The organism is Ralstonia sp. 110700041-2 (genome assembly GCF_056280165.1).
On the sequence record NZ_JBSFAI010000015.1, the window covers coordinates 64,044 to 79,344 of the forward strand.

Sequence of the window (15,301 nt, forward strand, 5' to 3'; positions counted from 1 at the left end):
GCCCTATTTTGCCGAGGTTTGCGATTGGCTGCCGGAATTACCGTTGGATGCGACTTTCTCGATCTTCGGATCGGCCCAGCTACCGGTCACGTGGTATTGCGTGACGAATGCCTTCGACAACTGGTCGCCCAGGACCAACTGCGCGGCCAGCGTGCCCAGCCCGATGGCCGGATTGATGAACGCCGCCGCCAGCGAGGCCGACGTGGCGTCCACCTTGGGCGTGACCTTGACGCGCAGGTCCTGCGTTTCATCCAGGATGTTGGCCGAGCCCTGCATGGCCACCTGGAATTGCGGGCCCTTGACGGCAAAATCTTCAGTGTGGGCGATGCCGCTGGCGATGGTGCCGGTGGCTGCCACGCTCTCGAACGGCGTGCCGCGCCCGGTGGCGCTGCGCAGGTCGGTCGCGAAATGCAGCAGCCCCTGCAGGCTCAGCACGCCCGCCAGCTTGGCCAGGCCCGGATCGACCGGGAGGAACTGGCCGCGCTCCAGGTTCAGCGCCATGCGGCCGTTGAGCGTCGGGTAGTCGATCGACATGGGCGAGCCGCGCCAGACCACGCGGCCTTCGAGCTTGCCCTTGGCACCGTCGATCACCTTGGCGAAGCCCATTTTTTGCAGCAGCTCGCCGGTGTCGCGCAGATCCAGGTTGAAGTCGAGCAACGTCCGGCGCTCGGGATCATCACCGCCGCCGCGCAGGCGTCGCGGGATGCGCCACGTACCGTGGGCCGTGAGCGTGGCAGCAGGCTGCTCGATCTTCAGCGTTTCGAGCGTCCACACCGGCGCACCGTCGGTGATCTGGCTGCGCGCCTTGATCTCCAGCTTGCCGAGCGCCTTGCCGCGTAGGTCGAATTTGTCGGCGACGAGGTCGAGCGATGGAATTTCCTGCGAGCTGCTGGCCAGCGATTCGGTGAGCGCCGTCTCTTCCTTGGCGTCTGGGATGCTCATGCGCGACAGGCGCATCGTCAGCTCGCCGAAGGGCACGGCGGCGCTTTCGGCGTGCCAGCGCGCGCTGCCTGCAATCTCGCGCGAATCGATGGTCGATTGCCAGTTGGGGCCGTCGCGCGTCGCATCGATGCGCACGGCGTTGAAGTCGCGGCCCAGGATGCGCAGCGTTTGCGCGCGGGCGCTCAGGTGGCTGGGCAGATACGCGCTGTGGCTGTCGGAGGCGTTTGGAGCATTGGTGGCATGTTCGGCGGCAATCTGGCCGGCGCTCTTGTCTGCGGCGGGTGCGGCAAAGACATGGCGCCAGGCGTCGATGTCCAGTTGATCCAGCGCCAGGTTGGCCTGCACGCCCTCCTGCGGTTGCGGCACCGGTTGCCGCACGCCGATCCCGCCTCGCAGCACCTCGACGCCGTTGCCCGTGCTGCGTTGCTCGTAGCGCGCACTGACGATATTGCCGACCTGCAAAACGATTTCGTCGATGGCGTTGTTGGAAGCCAGCGGCTGCATCTCGAAACGCACCGGCAACGGCTGCCCGGCGGCCTTGTTGAGCGGCGCCGGCAGACGCACCGTCATCGGCGTGAGGTCGGACTGCACCTGGATGAGCGGGCGATGCTGCTTGACGCTGATGGTCGCGCTGTAAGGCGCGCTGCCCTCCAGCGAGCGTGCAACGGCGGCCACCGGGCTGTTTTCCGGCGTCGTCTCACGCAGCCCTTGTGCCGATGCGGTGCCCGCCACCTGGATGCGGATCGTGCCATCGGGCGCGGTGCCACCCGTGGGGCGGATTTCGCCGCCGGCAAAGCGCGCGCGCAGGTTGTCGAAACCGATGCCTTTTTGCGTGAAGGTCAGCGCGCCGTTGACATCGGTGAGCGGCGGCGCCTGCGGAACCAGCGTGACGTCATTGCGCAGGAACGTGACGCTGCCCTGGGCGCGCGTCGAATGCATCTCGTGCAGCGGCAGGTCCAGCTTGAGCGCCAGCGTGGCGTTGCCCTGGGCGCGCGCGTCCTTGGTGAAGTGGCCGATCCACTGGCCGATGGGGCTGGCCTCAACGTATTGCAGGAAGTTTTGCGTGGCGCCGTCGCCGCGGCCCTCGATGGTGAGTAGCGGGTTGTGGTCGCCCATGTCGGGCAGCCTGCCATTCACGTCCTGCAAGTTCACACCCATCACCTTGGCGCGCGCAACCTTGAAGGCCAGGGACGCGCGATCGAAGATCACTGTCCCGTCGATGTTGGTGAACGCCGGCCAGTCGCCCGGGTGCGTGGGCACGCGGCCCGGCAGGTTGTGCCCGGCTTCGGCCGGCGCTGATTGGTAAGTTACGTCCTGGATCGGCACTTCCACGCGGAAGACACCTTTGTGCGGCGGACGGAACGGAAAGTCGTGCAGATCACCTGCCAGTGCGAACCCGACGTTATTCGCCGTGCCGGCTTGCAGCGCACCGCCCAGGTAGTCGCGCAGATGCTGTCCGATCGACAGCGGCAGGTAGCGCGGCACACGCGGAACGTTGGCACGGTCGAGCGTGCCTTTCAGGTCGATGGTGCCGAGATGGCTGGTGTCTGGCGCGTGGCGATAGCTGCCCGTGATACGCGCTGACAGGTCGTCGTTGGAGAACGCGAGGTTGTCGCTGGCGACAACCAGTTCCTGCTTGCGATATGTCCAGTTGAACGTGCCCTGTAGCCGGTCCAGCGGCACGCGCGCGTCGGCAAAGGTGCCAGGCAGCAGTAGGGCGGTGTCGTTGGACTCGATGCGCAGCGTGCCCTTGTCGTCGGAGAAGACGGCGTTGCCGGAGAGGTTTTCAACGCCGGGCACGGCTGGCTCGGGATGCTGGCCCGGCGGTACCGCGGGCAGCGCACCGGGGCCGAACGAGACCTGGCGCATCGTGGCGCGGCCGGTGAAGTGCACCGGCGCCGGCGTATTTGGCCGCCAGCGGGAGACATCGCGCTGCCAGTTGATGTCCAGATCGTCGATGCGGCCGGACGGCTGCTTTGTCCGCAGTGGTTCGAGCACGCCGGCGGGCAGCGGCAGCGCGGTGGCGATGTTGCGCAGGTCGGCCAAATCCAGTGTCGTGGCCTTGACCTGCAGGCTGCGCAGCGCATCGCGCGCGTCGAGCGCCCACCCGACGGTGACATTGCGCACGCCGCGCGGCGTGCCAGCCGGGTTGGTCGGCGCCTGGATGCCGGGGCCTGCCAGTTCGGGTACCGACGGCGGTTGGGCGGGCGGGTTCAGCGGTTGCCAGAGCAGCGTGTCGAGGCGCAAGGCGTGCTCGCCTCGCGCGTTGCGCTGATGCGTGGCCAGCGCCTGGAGGCTGCGCAGCTGCAGCGGGTCCAGATCCTTGCGGACCTGGAGATCAAGCTGTTGCCCGGTCAGGCGTGCCTGGCTGCGCGTGAACACGCCGCCGGCGAACTCCACCGAGCCGTCGGAGGTGAGCGTGCCGCTCTTGGCGGCGGCCAGCACGGGCACGTAGCGCTGCACGGCAGCCAACTGCAGCGTATCGACCTGCCAGGAGGCCTGGCCGTGCCAGTGGCGCCAGTCGCCGGGCCGGGCGAGCAGGTCGTGACGGAAATCGGCGTGCAGTTTGATGGGACCGTTGAACAGCGTGGCCGAGGTTCCGCTGGCCTCCAGCCGGTGGCGCGTCGGGCCGCTGTGTAGCTGCACCCGCACATTGCCCAGCGCCACTTCAGGCAGCTTCTGCTGTTCGTCAAGCCAGCGGACGGCGCCTTGCTGGAAATCGATGTCGCCCTGGGAGAGCAACTGATCAAGGAAATTGCTGTCGCCGCCGGTGTCGGGGCCGAGCGGCATGCCGGCGACGAGCAGGGCGCCCTGCGTATCGCGCCGTACCAGCACGTCGGCCTGGCTGGCGTGCAGGGCGGCAAAGGTGATCTGCATGCGCAGCAACGAGCGCCAGGACAGCCGCGCCTGCACGTCCTGTATCGCGAAGGTGCGGCGGCCCGCGGTGTCGTGCGCGTCGATGCGCTGGGCGCGGAATGCCGGGTGCCAGCCCTCCCAGTAGGTCTCAAGCGAGCCGATGTCCACCGTGGCGTGCAGTGCGCTGGACGCCTCGCGCTGCATCCATTCGCGTGCCACGCTCGCGCGCGGCCACAGGATGAAGCGCACCGCCAGCATGCCGACGACGGCCAAGACGGCCAGCGCGGCGGCCGTCTTCCAGAGCACCCGCCACAGCTTGCGCCAGATCGGGGCGCGAAAAGCAGCCCCGATGCCCGCGCCGACCCGGCGGGCAAGCCGTACCAGCCATGCCCAGGCCGTGGGCCGGCCCCCCCCGCGTGTGGACAGGGTGCTGGCGTGTCCACCATCGGACTTCGGCGATTCTGGGGGCTGGGACGGGCGAGGCATGATGCGGATTATCCGATATTCAGCAGGCGGCGCCACATTTGGGGTTGGGCGTTGCGCCTGCTCAGCGGCAAGCACGCTCAATGCCCGTGGACGTTCGTGATCACGGATGGCCCTGCGTATATCGGCGCGCATTTCAGCGAGAATGGACGTTTCCGCCAATGCTCGATGGGTCCGCATGACTGATTCCGCCTTGTCCGCCCAGCCATTTCTGCAAGCTCCAGCCCGTGCCCCGGAAGCCCCCGCTGCTGCGCTGCCTTTTGCGCTTACGTATTCGCGCTACCTCCAGCGTCAGGCGCAAGCACGCCCGGGCTGGGCCGAGCGCGTGCAGGCCGGCGCAGGCCGTCCGATTGACGTGGCCTGGCTGTCGGCGCGCTTTGCCGAACTGTTCGACACGAAGGCTGTGGAAGTCGAGGCCGCGCTCAAGCGCGCCTTGCGGCTGCTGCGCAATGAAGTCTTCGGTGCACTGGTTGAGCGCGATCTGTCCGGCGCCGCGACGCTCGATGAGGTGACGGGCACGATGACCGACCTGGCCGAGTTTGCCGTGCGCACGGCCGTTTCCGTGATCGGCCAGGAACTGAGCGCCCTGCACGGCCAGCCGATCGGGCAATCCTCCGGCGAGGTGCAGGAACTGGTGGTGGTCGGCATGGGCAAGCTGGGTGGGCGGGAACTAAACGTCTCGTCCGACATTGACCTGATCTTTCTCTACGACGACGACGGCGACACCCAGGGTGGTGCGCGCCCCCTCTCCAATCATGAATATTTCACGAAGCTTGGCCGGCGGCTGATCAACGCGCTGGCCGATGTGACAGAGGATGGCTACGTCTTCCGCGTCGACATGCGCCTGCGTCCGAACGGCGATGCGGGGCCGCTCGCGTGCAGCCTCGGCATGTTGGAGGAGTATTTCGTTGTGCAGGGCCGCGAATGGGAGCGCTACGCCTGGATCAAGGGCCGCGTGATCACCGACCCGACCAGCCCGCATGCCGCCCGCGTGATCCAGCAGCTGGATCGCGTGACGGGCCCGTTTGTGTTCCGGCGCTATCTCGATTACGGCGTGATCTCCGCCATTCGCGCGCTGCATGCGCAGATCCGCAACGAGGCAGCCAAGCGCAGCAACGGTGCCAACCAGCAGCGCGATGACACGGGCCACCTGCAGGCGCGCTCGCCCAACATCAAGCTCGGGCGCGGCGGCATCCGCGAGATCGAATTTGTCGCGCAGGTGTTTCAGCTCATTCGCGGCGGGCAGGATTTCGGGCTGCGCGTGCGGCCCACGCTGGAGGTGCTGCGGGTGGCGGCGGAGCGCGGCCTGATCGAGCCCGAAGCGGTGGAGCGCCTGACCGAGGCGTACCGCTTCCTGCGCCAGCTTGAACATCGCCTGCAGTACATCGAAGACGCGCAGACGCACAACCTGCCGGGCTCGCCGGAAGACCAACTGCGCGTGGCGCACATGATGGGCTTTGACGACTATGCGGCGCTGGTCACCACGCTTGAGACGTATCAGGACGAAGTTGCACAGCATTTCGAGCAGACCTTCTCCGACAAGCAGGACAGCCAGCCGCCGTGCGCCGCGGTCTGGCACGCAGACCTGCTCGACGACGAGCACACCGAAACCGCCCGCGTACAACTCGCCGAACTCGGCTATGCAAATCCGGAGAGCGTGCTGGAGCGGCTGCGTGCAACGCGCAATTCGCCGCGTTATCGGGCGTTGTCCGAAGTCAGCCGGCAGCGTTTCGACTTGCTGATCAACCGTGCGCTTGATCAGGCATCGCGGCAGACCGATGCCGATGTCACCATCGCGCGCTTTCTCGATTTCTTTGATGCGATCAGCCGGCGTTCGTCGTACCTGTCGCTGCTGAGCGAATACCCGCAGGCCATGGAGCGCGTGGCCCACACGCTCCATGCATCGCGCTGGGCGGCGGACTACCTCACACGCCATCCGCAACTGCTCGATGAGCTGCTCGATGTGGAAGCGCTGTCGGCCGAGCCCGACTGGCCAGCGTTCAGGGCGCGCGTGCGAGAGCGCCTGCAGGCAGCGTCCGACCACGTCGAGATGCAGATGGACATCCTGCGCCAGGAGCACCATGCAGAAACTTTCCGCGTGCTGCTACAGGACCTGCAGGGCATGCTGAGTGTCGAGCACATCAGCGACCGGCTCTCCGATCTGGCCGACGCCGTGCTGGACCTCACGCTTGAAACCGTCTGGCAGCAGGTCGCCACCCGCCATCGGGAGGTGCCACGTTTTGCCGTGGTTGCCTACGGGCGGCTGGGCGGCAAGGAACTCGGCTATGCGTCAGACCTCGACATCATCTTCCTGTATGACGACGATGACGAACGCGCACCCGATGTCTACGCGTCATTCGCGCGCAAGCTCATCACGTGGCTGACCAGCCATACCGCCGCGGGCACGCTGTTCGACGTCGATACGCGCTTGCGACCGAACGGTGCGGCGGGTTTGATGGTCACGCACTTCGAAGCCTTCCGCCGCTATCAGATGCGCGAGGGCGACAACGCTGCGTGGGTGTGGGAACACCAGGCGCTCACGCGTGCACGCTTCTGCGCGGGCGATGCGGAAATCGGCGAGCGTTTTGAGGCGCTCCGTACCGCCGTGTTGCGCCAGGAGCGCGATCCCGGGCCGCTGCGCGACGAGATCGTGGCCATGCGCGAACGCGTGGCGGAAGGCCATGCGAACCCGACCGGGCTGTTTGATCTCAAGCACGATCGCGGGGGCATGGTCGATATTGAGTTCACCGTGCAATTCCTGGTGCTGTTGCACAGCGCGGCGCATGCCGAGCTGACCCTCAACAAGGGAAATATCGCGCTGCTACGCATGGCTGGCGAACTCGGGTTGATTGACGCGACGGCGGCCGCGCAGGTGGCCGATGCCTACCGTGATTTCCGCGCACGCCAGCACAAGTTGCGGCTTGACGGGCAGTCCGCCGCGCGCGTACCCGTCGGCACCTGCGCGCGCGAAGCCGGCCACGTGCGTGCATTGTGGGAGCAGGTGTTCGGGCCCGCGCAATGACGGCGCATCGGCACGCGCTGCACACATGGGGCGCGTGCGCCGTTGTGGCTGCGCTGTCGGCGGCGTTCTCGTTCGTGCCGTGGCTGTACGCGTTCGGGCTGTATCAACGCGAGGCTGTGCGCGCGGGGCAGTGGTGGCGCATCGTGACCGCCATGTGGGTGCATCTGGATACGTGGCATTGGTTGGCGGATGCAATGGCCGCGGTGGGGCTCATCCTGCTGCTGGCGCGCGTGTTGCGGCCGCAAGCCATCGTTGGAGCGCTGGTGGTGTGCGGCGTGCTCGTACAGATCGCTTTGCTCACTCGGCCGACGGTGCAGTGGTACGGCGGGCTCTCTGGCGCGCTGCATGGTCTGGCGGCATGGGGCGGGCTGCGGCTGCTGAAACCGTCCGCCGACGGGGCCGAAGATCGCTTCTCGCGCTGGATTGGCGTGGCGCTGTGTGTGGGCGTGCTGGTGAAAGTGTGGCTCGAGCAATCGTGGCTGTCGCCCGTCGCCTATGACCCGCACTGGGGGTTTGGCGTGGTGCGCATCGCTCATGCGTTTGGTGCGGTGAGCGGATTGCTGGTGTGGGTGCTGGGGGAGTGGGGTCTTCGCAGACAATCGGCTGCATAGGTGAGCAGCGGAACGCCGGAGGGGTTAAAGCAGGAGGGGGAAAAATGCCCGCGTCCAATGAAGACGCGGGCCGAAAGTACAAATAGGCTTACTTAGCGCGACGCCGACGACCGGCCAAACCGGCGGCCAGCAGCAATGCTGCGCCGGCCAGACCGATGGCGCCACCGCCACCGCCGCCGCGGGAGGTCGCAGCAGGCGGGGTGTTGGCGCTGGCTGCTGCAGTGACTGTCACGTTCGCGGTATCCGTGGCGGTCGCGCCGGTGTTGCTCGTCAACGTGACGTTGAAGGCGTAGGTGCCCGCCGCGGACGGCGTGAATGTGGCGGTGTAATTGCCGTTGCTATCGGGGCCGGCTGTGGTAAGGCTGACGGATGGCCCAGAAGTCTGCGCCCACTGCACGCTCGTGATGGTGTTGACGAGGCCTGCACTGCCGGTCGCTGTGAGCGTGACCGCGTTGTTTGCGACCACTGCGCTTGCCGACGTCGATGCATGCACACTCGGATTGCCTTTCGCCAGCGCAACGGCGGCACCGGCATCGAGCATGCCCGCGCCGCAGACACCCGCATGCGTTGCGCAGTATGTGCCCGCCGGGAATGGCCGAGCCGACTGTTTAAGGACGGTGGCAATTTGATCTGGTGTCAGGGCACTGTTGACCGACAGCATCAGGGCAGCAACGCCTGCCACGTGTGGCGTAGCCATGGAAGTACCGGCTTCGCCCGAGTAGCCGGGGGAACCGGCACTGGTGGTGCCAGTGTTCGAGAGCGACGCGATCAGAGCCCCCAAACCGTTGACCACGGCACCATTGCCGCCGCCAGGAGCGCTCAGCGTGGTACCCGTCCCCACGTTGGCGTAGGTCGCCTTGTCGCCCTCCAGCGTATGGGCCGTGACGGCGATGGTTCCCGTGCAGTTGGCCGGTGAATCGATTGCCGATGCGCTCTCGTTGCCGGTAGCGACCACGATCACCGCGCCGCGATTGCGCGCGTTGGTGATGGCGGTTTGCATGGGCAGGTCACAACTTCCGGTGCCGCCCAGGCTCATGTTGATGACCTTTGCGGGTGTCGGGTTGACGCTGGGGGAGATGCGGCCTACGACACCGCCGCTTGCCCATGTAACCGCATCGATGATGTCCGACTCGGCGCCCCCGCAACGGCCGAGGGCGCGTGCCATCTGGACACCAACGCCCGGGGCAATGCCTGCGACACGAGTCCCGCTGTGCTGCGCAGCGACCAGACCTGTCACAAAGGTGCCGTGCCACGAACTATTGGAGGGCGTCGCACCGTTACAAACCGTCGGGTTGTTGGTGATGTCCGTAGCGGTGATCGCGTCGCCCGGGTCCGTCCCGATGCTGTCGCCCGAGTTGTTTCTGAACGTATTGGTGATGAAGTTGGAACCCGGGTTTATCTTGGCGCCCGTAAGGTCGGCATGGCTGAGGATGCCGGTGTCGACGATTGCGACATTGACCGTATTCGACCCGGTGGTCGTGTCCCACGCGGTCGTCAGGTTGGCTCCGCCCACAGCGGTTCCGCTGGCCGGCTGCAACGGGCCACTGGAATTCGGGATGGTGGTGATCGTTGCGTTCGTGGCCATCAGGTTCCATTGGGAACTGAACCATGCAGCCGATGGTGTGAATGCCGGGCGCAGGATGCGGTCAGGCGCAACATATTCGAACTGGCCGGTCGCGGCCATGCGCTGCGCCACGGCTTGGGCGTCATCCAGCGTCATGGTGCTAGGCAGCGTCACCACATGGGCGCCGCCCGACATGGCGCGCTTGTACGTCACGGGCAGCTGTGCGGCGGCAGACCAGCGTTGCACCGTCGCAACGTCGACTCGCATGATGCGCCCGTCTGGTTCTGCGGATTGCAATTGGAGAGCGCCATTGGCGCCGCTCTTTTCCTTGACGATCAACTGCGACACCCACTGTGTTTGGGCGCCTGCGTTTGCTGTATCGCCGCCGGCCAGCGCCGGCGCAGCTTGATACGAAACCAGTCCGAGCGCGACCAGCGCGCGGACGATACCCCCCTGGGCAATCGACTTCATGTAGTTAACCCTGTTGTTGTAGGAAACGGAGGCGCAATTATCACAAGAATTGCGCGTTTCCCACCTTAAACAGGCTAACTGCGTTGTTTAGTAATTTTTATATCTATTTGAAATCGCACGTGCGGTCCAACCAATCAACGTAACCGGCCAAGAGCCGCGTCCCGCGCGGCGTTACACGCGAAAAGCGGAGGCGCCTTTTTGGAGGCGCGGGCGCTGAATGCGTCTTAAGGCGCCTTTAGGCGACGGCGACCACCGGCCATGCCAGCCGCCAGCAGCAGGGCGGCACCGGCCAGCGGAATGGCACCACCGCCACCGCTGCTAGTACCCCCGGTCGATCCCCCCGACCCCGTCGTGCCACTGCCCGCGCCAGCCGGGGCCGTGTTCTGGGCATAGCCGACGGCACCGGCGGTATCCAGCAGGCCTGCGCCGCAGATGCCGGTGTTTACGGCGCAAAACGTGCCGCTCGGGTGCGGCCGCGCGGTCTGCTTCAGGCCAGCCAATATCTGCGCGTTCGACAACTGGGGTTGCACGCTAAGCATCAGCGCGATAGTGCCGGCGGTTTCCGGTGTCGAGAAACTTGTACCTGCCACCGACTTGACCGTGGGGTTGCCGACGCTTTGTGTGCCATCGTTGGAGTCGGCCTGGATGACGGAAACGGGCTCCGCACAAGTCGCGGGATTTGTCGTTGTTACGACCTTCGAGTTGCCGCAGCCACCCCCCGGCGCGGACAGCGCCACCTGCGGCCCCACGTTCGCGTAGCTGGCGTTCTCGCCGCTGTCGACGTGCGCGGTGACGGCGATCGCTCCTGAGCAATTGGCCGGTGCGTCAACGGTCTGCGCGGCTTCGTTGCCGGCAGCAGCTACGACGATGGTGCCGCGTGCGGCCAACTGATTCACTGCGTCTTGTTCTGCGGCCGAACATTGGCCAACGCTGCCCAGGCTCACGTTCACAACACGCGCCGGGTTGGCGTTGGCCGGCACGCCAGACACGTTGATGCCGCCCGCCCACAACATGCCGTCGACCGTGTCCGACAGCAGCGCACCGCACTTGCCCGACACGCGTACCGGCACGATCGGCGTGTTCCAGCCGACCCCCGCGATATCGAGCGCATTGTTTGTCTGGGCGGCGAGCACGCTGCTGACCTCGGTGCCGTGCCAGCTACTTGCAGGCGGATTGCTAATGTCATTGGTCGTGCAGCCGGAAATCTTGGGAACGTCAGCTGACGTAACGATGTCGCCTAGGTCGTGCGCGTCCGTTCCTCGGCCAAAGGAGTTACCCGCGCGCGCCGGGTCCGAGATGAAGTTGTAGCCCGGCAGGATCTTGGGGGACAGATCGGGGTGATCGGTGTAGCCGGTATCGACCACCGCCACCACGATGCCCGTCGAGCCCTGCGTGATGCTCCATGCCGCGGCCGCGTTGATGCCGCCCGGCACCAGCGCCGGCGCGGCCAGGTTGTTCTGCGTGGCGAACAGCGGATCGTTCGGAACGGTGTTGGGCCGCAGGATGCGATCGGGCACCACATAGGCCACGCGGGCGTCCTGCGCGATCTTGTCGACGGTGGCCTGGATGCTCGCGGCGTCGGTCAGGCCGGTGCGCATGAGTTGCGCGTTGGTGGCCAGCGTGCGCTTGACCTGCAGCGTGCTACCCGCGGCCTGCGCGACCGACAGCAAGCGGTTGCTCGCCTCGCTGGCCGAGAGCGTCTTGCGCGTGCCGCTCGTGTCGTCGCGCCATTTGATGATCAGGTCACCGGTGTATTGCGGCTGCGGTGTGGCAGCTGTGGCGAATTGGCTGCTCGCCACCCAGGCAACACAGGCAAGGCTGGCGCCTGCGCGGAGCCAAGACTTCAACCGGAAGAGGGAGGGGGTCATCAGCACGTGCTCCGTGGTGTCTCGTTGTCATGAGAAACGTCGTCACGATGTGATCGTTGACACACCGTTACACAAAACCAAAGGTAGCACGCGACTCGCCCACCTGGTGTGGTGGCGATGGCCGATCACGTTTGCGAGCGGAAAAGAGCCGGTCTGTGCGCCGCAACCGAAGCAGAATACGGGCCGGGTGAGGGGATGTGAAGCTGGAAACCGGACGCCAGACGGCGCCCGATGATTCACAGTGTGGAGCGATCTTGCGGCGGTTCAGCGTTGGATCTTCACGACGCGGTCCGGGTCGGCCGAAGCGATGCCGGGCGTGCTGCGCAACGCTGCCACCGCGCCATCCAACGTGGCCGATGCATCGCCCGAACTGGCGCGCACCACCCAGAACCCGCCCGACATCGGCCGTACCACGGCAAACGCCAGCCGTGGCGTTGCGCGTGCGCCGGCAGCATCCAGCAGGCCTTGCACGGTGGCAGACGACGTGGTCGGCGTGCTCAGGCCGATGATGACGTCGCCCAGACTGTGCGCAGCCGACACGGAAGCCGGCGGCTGGGTGTTGGCCGAGGCGGGGTCCATGGCAGGCGGCTTGCCCGGATCAATGGCCGGCACGGACTTGCACGCGGCCAGCAGGCACAGGCCGAGAGCCACCGCCACCGCAGGCTTGGCGGACGACAGCAGGAATCGAGGGCGGGCAGCCGATGATTGGGCCATGTGGGCCATGAAGTTCTCCTTGGATTCGATGGTGGGTGTCTGTGGCGGGTGCAGCCGGAACCTTCGCGCCAGCAGTGGCAGAAATGGTTCCGGTATAGGCGATCACTGCGCCACGCGGCGGGATTTCCGCGCCGAGGATTCTGGCGCCGATTGTGCACGGCCTGCGGCGAGCATCTCGTCTGCATGGCGGCGCGTGGTGTCGGTGAGCGACGCCCCGCCCAGCATGCGGGCGATCTCGTCCACGCGGCCCGTGGCGTCCAGGACCACGAGGTCAGAGCGCGTGCTGCCGGCCACCGTCTGCTTGGCGACCTGAATGTGGTGATTGGCGAGCGCCGCCACCTGGGGCAGGTGCGTGACGCACAGCACCTGGCGGCGCATGCCGAGTTCGCGCAGGCGTCGGCCCACGACTTCCGCGACTGCTCCGCCGATGCCGGAATCCACTTCGTCGAAGATCAGCGTGGGGGTCGGGCTCGCTTCGCTGGCAATCACCGAGATGGCCAGGCTGATCCGCGCCAGTTCGCCGCCCGAGGCGACCTTCGCCAACGGCCGCGGCGACACGCCCGCATGCCCAGCGACGAGAAATTCGACTTGTTCCAGCCCCGCTGCGCCGCCATGTTCCAACGCGTGCAGTGTGATGTCGAAGCGCCCGCCGGCCATCGAGAGCCCTTGCATGGCGCCGGTCACGGCGTCGGCCAACTCGCGTGCTGCCTTGGCTCGGTCGCGCGACAGCGATTGCGCCACCCTCATATAGGCGGCGTGGGTTTGCGCTTCCTGCGCCTGCAGCGCATCCAGATCGGACGCGGCTTGCAGCGCAGCGAGTTGCGCCTGGCGCTCCGCCAGTTCAGCCGGCAGCGTTTCAGGAGCCACGCGGTATTTGCGCGCCATCGTGTGCAGGGCCTGCATGCGCGCATCGACTTCGGCCAGGCGGTCCGGATCCAGTTCCGCGCGATCGGCATAGCGAGCGAGCGTATGCACCGCTTCCTGGATCTGCACCTCGGCCGGCTCCAGCGCGGCCAGGACATCGGCAAGCGCCGGATCGATCTCGGCCAGTTCACGCAGCGTATGGAGCGTCGTGCCCAGTTGCGTGAGCACCGCACCTTCCGATTCGGACAAGCCATCCAGCGCCGCGCGCGTGCCTTCGATCAGGCTGGCTGCGTGTGACAGACGGTGGTGCTCGGCCTGGACCTCTTCCCACTCGCCGGGTTGGGGGGCGAGCTTCTGCAATTCGTTGACCTGCCATTCGATGCGCTCGCGTTCGAGCTGGGCTTCGCGCGACTGCTGCTCGGCGGCTTCGCGTGCGCGCACCACGGCGTGCCATTCGCGGAAGTGCTCGCTGACGACGCGCACGGCACCTTCCAGGCCTGCGTGGGCGTCGAGCAGGCTGCGCTGCGCATCCGTCTTGAGCAGCAGTTGATGGGCATGCTGGCCGTGGATGTCGACCAGTTGCTCGCCTACTTCGCGCAACTGCGCCAGCGTGACTGCCGCGCCGTTGATGAAGGCTTTGCTGCGGCCGGCGGCATCGACCGTGCGGCGCAGCAGGATCACGCCCTCGTCGTCGTGCAGTTCGTGCGCCTCCAGCCATGCGGCCACATGCGGATGCACGTCGAACTCGGCGGTGATGTCGGCACGCGGCGCGCCTTCGCGCACGACGGCCGCATCGGCGCGCTCGCCCAGCGTGAGTGCGAGTGCGTCGATCAGGATGGATTTGCCCGCGCCCGTCTCGCCCGTGAACACGGTAAAGCCGTCGGCCAGATCGAGATCCAGCGCGTGAACGATGACGAAATCGCGGATGGTGAGGCTGCGCAGCATGGAAAGGGTGTTAGAGCCGGTTGTCTTCAGTCGGGTACTCGTGCCAGTGCAGCTTCTTGCGCAGCGTGGCGTAGTAGTTGTAGCCGATGGGGTGCAGCAGCTGCACCGTGCGCTCCGAGCGGCGCACCACGATGCGGTCGCCGGGCAGCAAGGACGTGAGCGACTGCATGTCGAAGTTGACGCTGGCATCGCGCCCGCTGGTGACCTGGATGACCACCTCGGCGTCTTGCGGAATGACGATCGGCCGGTTCGACAGCGAGTGCGGTGCGATGGGCACCAGCACCAGACCCGAGAGCGCCGGATGCAGGATCGGCCCGCCCGCGGACAGCGCATACGCCGTCGAGCCCGTGGGCGTGGAAACGATCAGGCCGTCCGAACGCTGGTTGTACATGAAGAAGCCGTCGACCGACACGGCCAGCTCGACCATGCCCGAGAAGCCCGAGCGGTTGACCACCACGTCGTTGAAGGCGAGGGCGGAGAAGATGACCTCGTCATCCCGCACGACCTGTGCCTGCAGCAACGTGCGGGTCTCGGCCTCGTAGCGGCCGGACAACATGTCGGGCAGCACGGTGTGCACGTCGTCGAACGGGATGTCGGTCATGAAGCCGAGCCGCCCGTGGTTGACGCCGATCACGGGGACGCTGGCGCCAGCCAGGTGACGCCCGATGCCGAGCAGCGTGCCGTCGCCGCCCAGCACGACGGCCACATCAGCGTGGCGCGCCATCTCTTCGGGCGGCAGGGCGGGGTAGTCCTGGACGCCGATGTTGAGCGCGGTTTCGCGCTCGAACACAATGTCATGCCCCCGCCCGGCGATGCACGACGCCAGCTCCATGAGCGGGCCGGCAATGTTGGCGGCCGAATACCGGCCGACCAGCGCAACGGTCTTGAAAGGCGAGACAGGCGAGGTGGCGGGAGCTTGCGGGGCCACGGCGGACGGGGAGGTCGACATGCGCGCATTACA

General features: G+C 66.6%; 8 protein-coding genes. 2 read left to right on the plus strand and 6 right to left on the minus strand.

From position 1 onward, the window contains the following. Nucleotides 1-3 precede the first annotated feature (3 nt). Nucleotides 4-4,284 carry a YhdP family protein gene (locus ACUXH0_RS20720; protein ID WP_012436362.1) on the minus strand — a complete coding sequence of 1,427 codons (4,281 nt, stop codon included), beginning with the start codon at nucleotides 4,282-4,284 and terminating at the stop codon, nucleotides 4-6. A gap of 175 nt (nucleotides 4,285-4,459) precedes the next feature. Here ACUXH0_RS20720 and glnE point away from each other — a divergent pair, with 175 nt between their 5' ends. Then, nucleotides 4,460-7,303 carry a bifunctional [glutamate--ammonia ligase]-adenylyl-L-tyrosine phosphorylase/[glutamate--ammonia-ligase] adenylyltransferase gene (gene glnE, locus ACUXH0_RS20725; RefSeq protein WP_012436361.1) on the plus strand — a complete coding sequence of 948 codons (2,844 nt, stop codon included), beginning with the start codon at nucleotides 4,460-4,462 and terminating at the stop codon, nucleotides 7,301-7,303. Beyond that, on the plus strand, nucleotides 7,300-7,914 hold the full coding sequence (rrtA, locus tag ACUXH0_RS20730; protein WP_012436360.1) for a rhombosortase: 615 nt from the start codon (nucleotides 7,300-7,302) through the stop codon (nucleotides 7,912-7,914). Before glnE ends, rrtA begins: the two co-directional genes overlap by 4 nt. Before the next feature lie 88 nt (nucleotides 7,915-8,002). Here the strand turns inward: rrtA and ACUXH0_RS20735 are convergent, their stop codons facing one another. From ACUXH0_RS20735 to ACUXH0_RS20755, 5 genes are all read right to left on the minus strand, one after another. Next, a complete protein-coding gene (locus ACUXH0_RS20735; RefSeq protein ID WP_182594560.1) occupies nucleotides 8,003-9,949 on the minus strand; it encodes a S8 family serine peptidase in 1,947 nt (648 codons plus the stop codon). A 224-nt stretch (nucleotides 9,950-10,173) separates the two neighbouring features. Continuing rightward, nucleotides 10,174-11,817 carry a S8 family peptidase gene (locus ACUXH0_RS20740; RefSeq protein WP_012436358.1) on the minus strand — a complete coding sequence of 548 codons (1,644 nt, stop codon included), beginning with the start codon at nucleotides 11,815-11,817 and terminating at the stop codon, nucleotides 10,174-10,176. Nucleotides 11,818-12,081: 264 nt separating this feature from the next. Further along, nucleotides 12,082-12,540: a hypothetical protein gene (locus ACUXH0_RS20745; RefSeq protein ID WP_012436357.1), complete on the minus strand. Its 459-nt coding sequence runs from the start codon at nucleotides 12,538-12,540 to the stop codon at nucleotides 12,082-12,084. A 93-nt stretch (nucleotides 12,541-12,633) separates the two neighbouring features. Beyond that, on the minus strand, nucleotides 12,634-14,340 hold the full coding sequence (recN, locus tag ACUXH0_RS20750) for a DNA repair protein RecN (protein WP_012436356.1): 1,707 nt from the start codon (nucleotides 14,338-14,340) through the stop codon (nucleotides 12,634-12,636). A 10-nt stretch (nucleotides 14,341-14,350) separates the two neighbouring features. Then, a complete protein-coding gene (locus tag ACUXH0_RS20755; protein ID WP_004631655.1) occupies nucleotides 14,351-15,289 on the minus strand; it encodes an NAD kinase in 939 nt (312 codons plus the stop codon). Nucleotides 15,290-15,301: the final 12 nt, after the last annotated feature.

What these genes read in the sequence shown, in the direction of transcription:
- rrtA (WP_012436360.1), top strand. Translation starts at nt 7,300, where the DNA reads ATGACGGCGCATCGGCACGCGCTGCACACATGGGGCGCGTGCGCCGTT.
- ACUXH0_RS20745 (WP_012436357.1), bottom strand. Translation starts at nt 12,540, where the DNA reads ATGGCCCACATGGCCCAATCATCGGCTGCCCGCCCTCGATTCCTGCTG.
- glnE (WP_012436361.1), top strand. Translation starts at nt 4,460, where the DNA reads ATGACTGATTCCGCCTTGTCCGCCCAGCCATTTCTGCAAGCTCCAGCC.
- ACUXH0_RS20755 (WP_004631655.1), bottom strand. Translation starts at nt 15,289, where the DNA reads ATGTCGACCTCCCCGTCCGCCGTGGCCCCGCAAGCTCCCGCCACCTCG.
- ACUXH0_RS20720 (WP_012436362.1), bottom strand. Translation starts at nt 4,284, where the DNA reads ATGCCTCGCCCGTCCCAGCCCCCAGAATCGCCGAAGTCCGATGGTGGA.
- ACUXH0_RS20740 (WP_012436358.1), bottom strand. Translation starts at nt 11,817, where the DNA reads ATGACCCCCTCCCTCTTCCGGTTGAAGTCTTGGCTCCGCGCAGGCGCC.
- recN (WP_012436356.1), bottom strand. Translation starts at nt 14,340, where the DNA reads ATGCTGCGCAGCCTCACCATCCGCGATTTCGTCATCGTTCACGCGCTG.
- ACUXH0_RS20735 (WP_182594560.1), bottom strand. Translation starts at nt 9,949, where the DNA reads ATGAAGTCGATTGCCCAGGGGGGTATCGTCCGCGCGCTGGTCGCGCTC.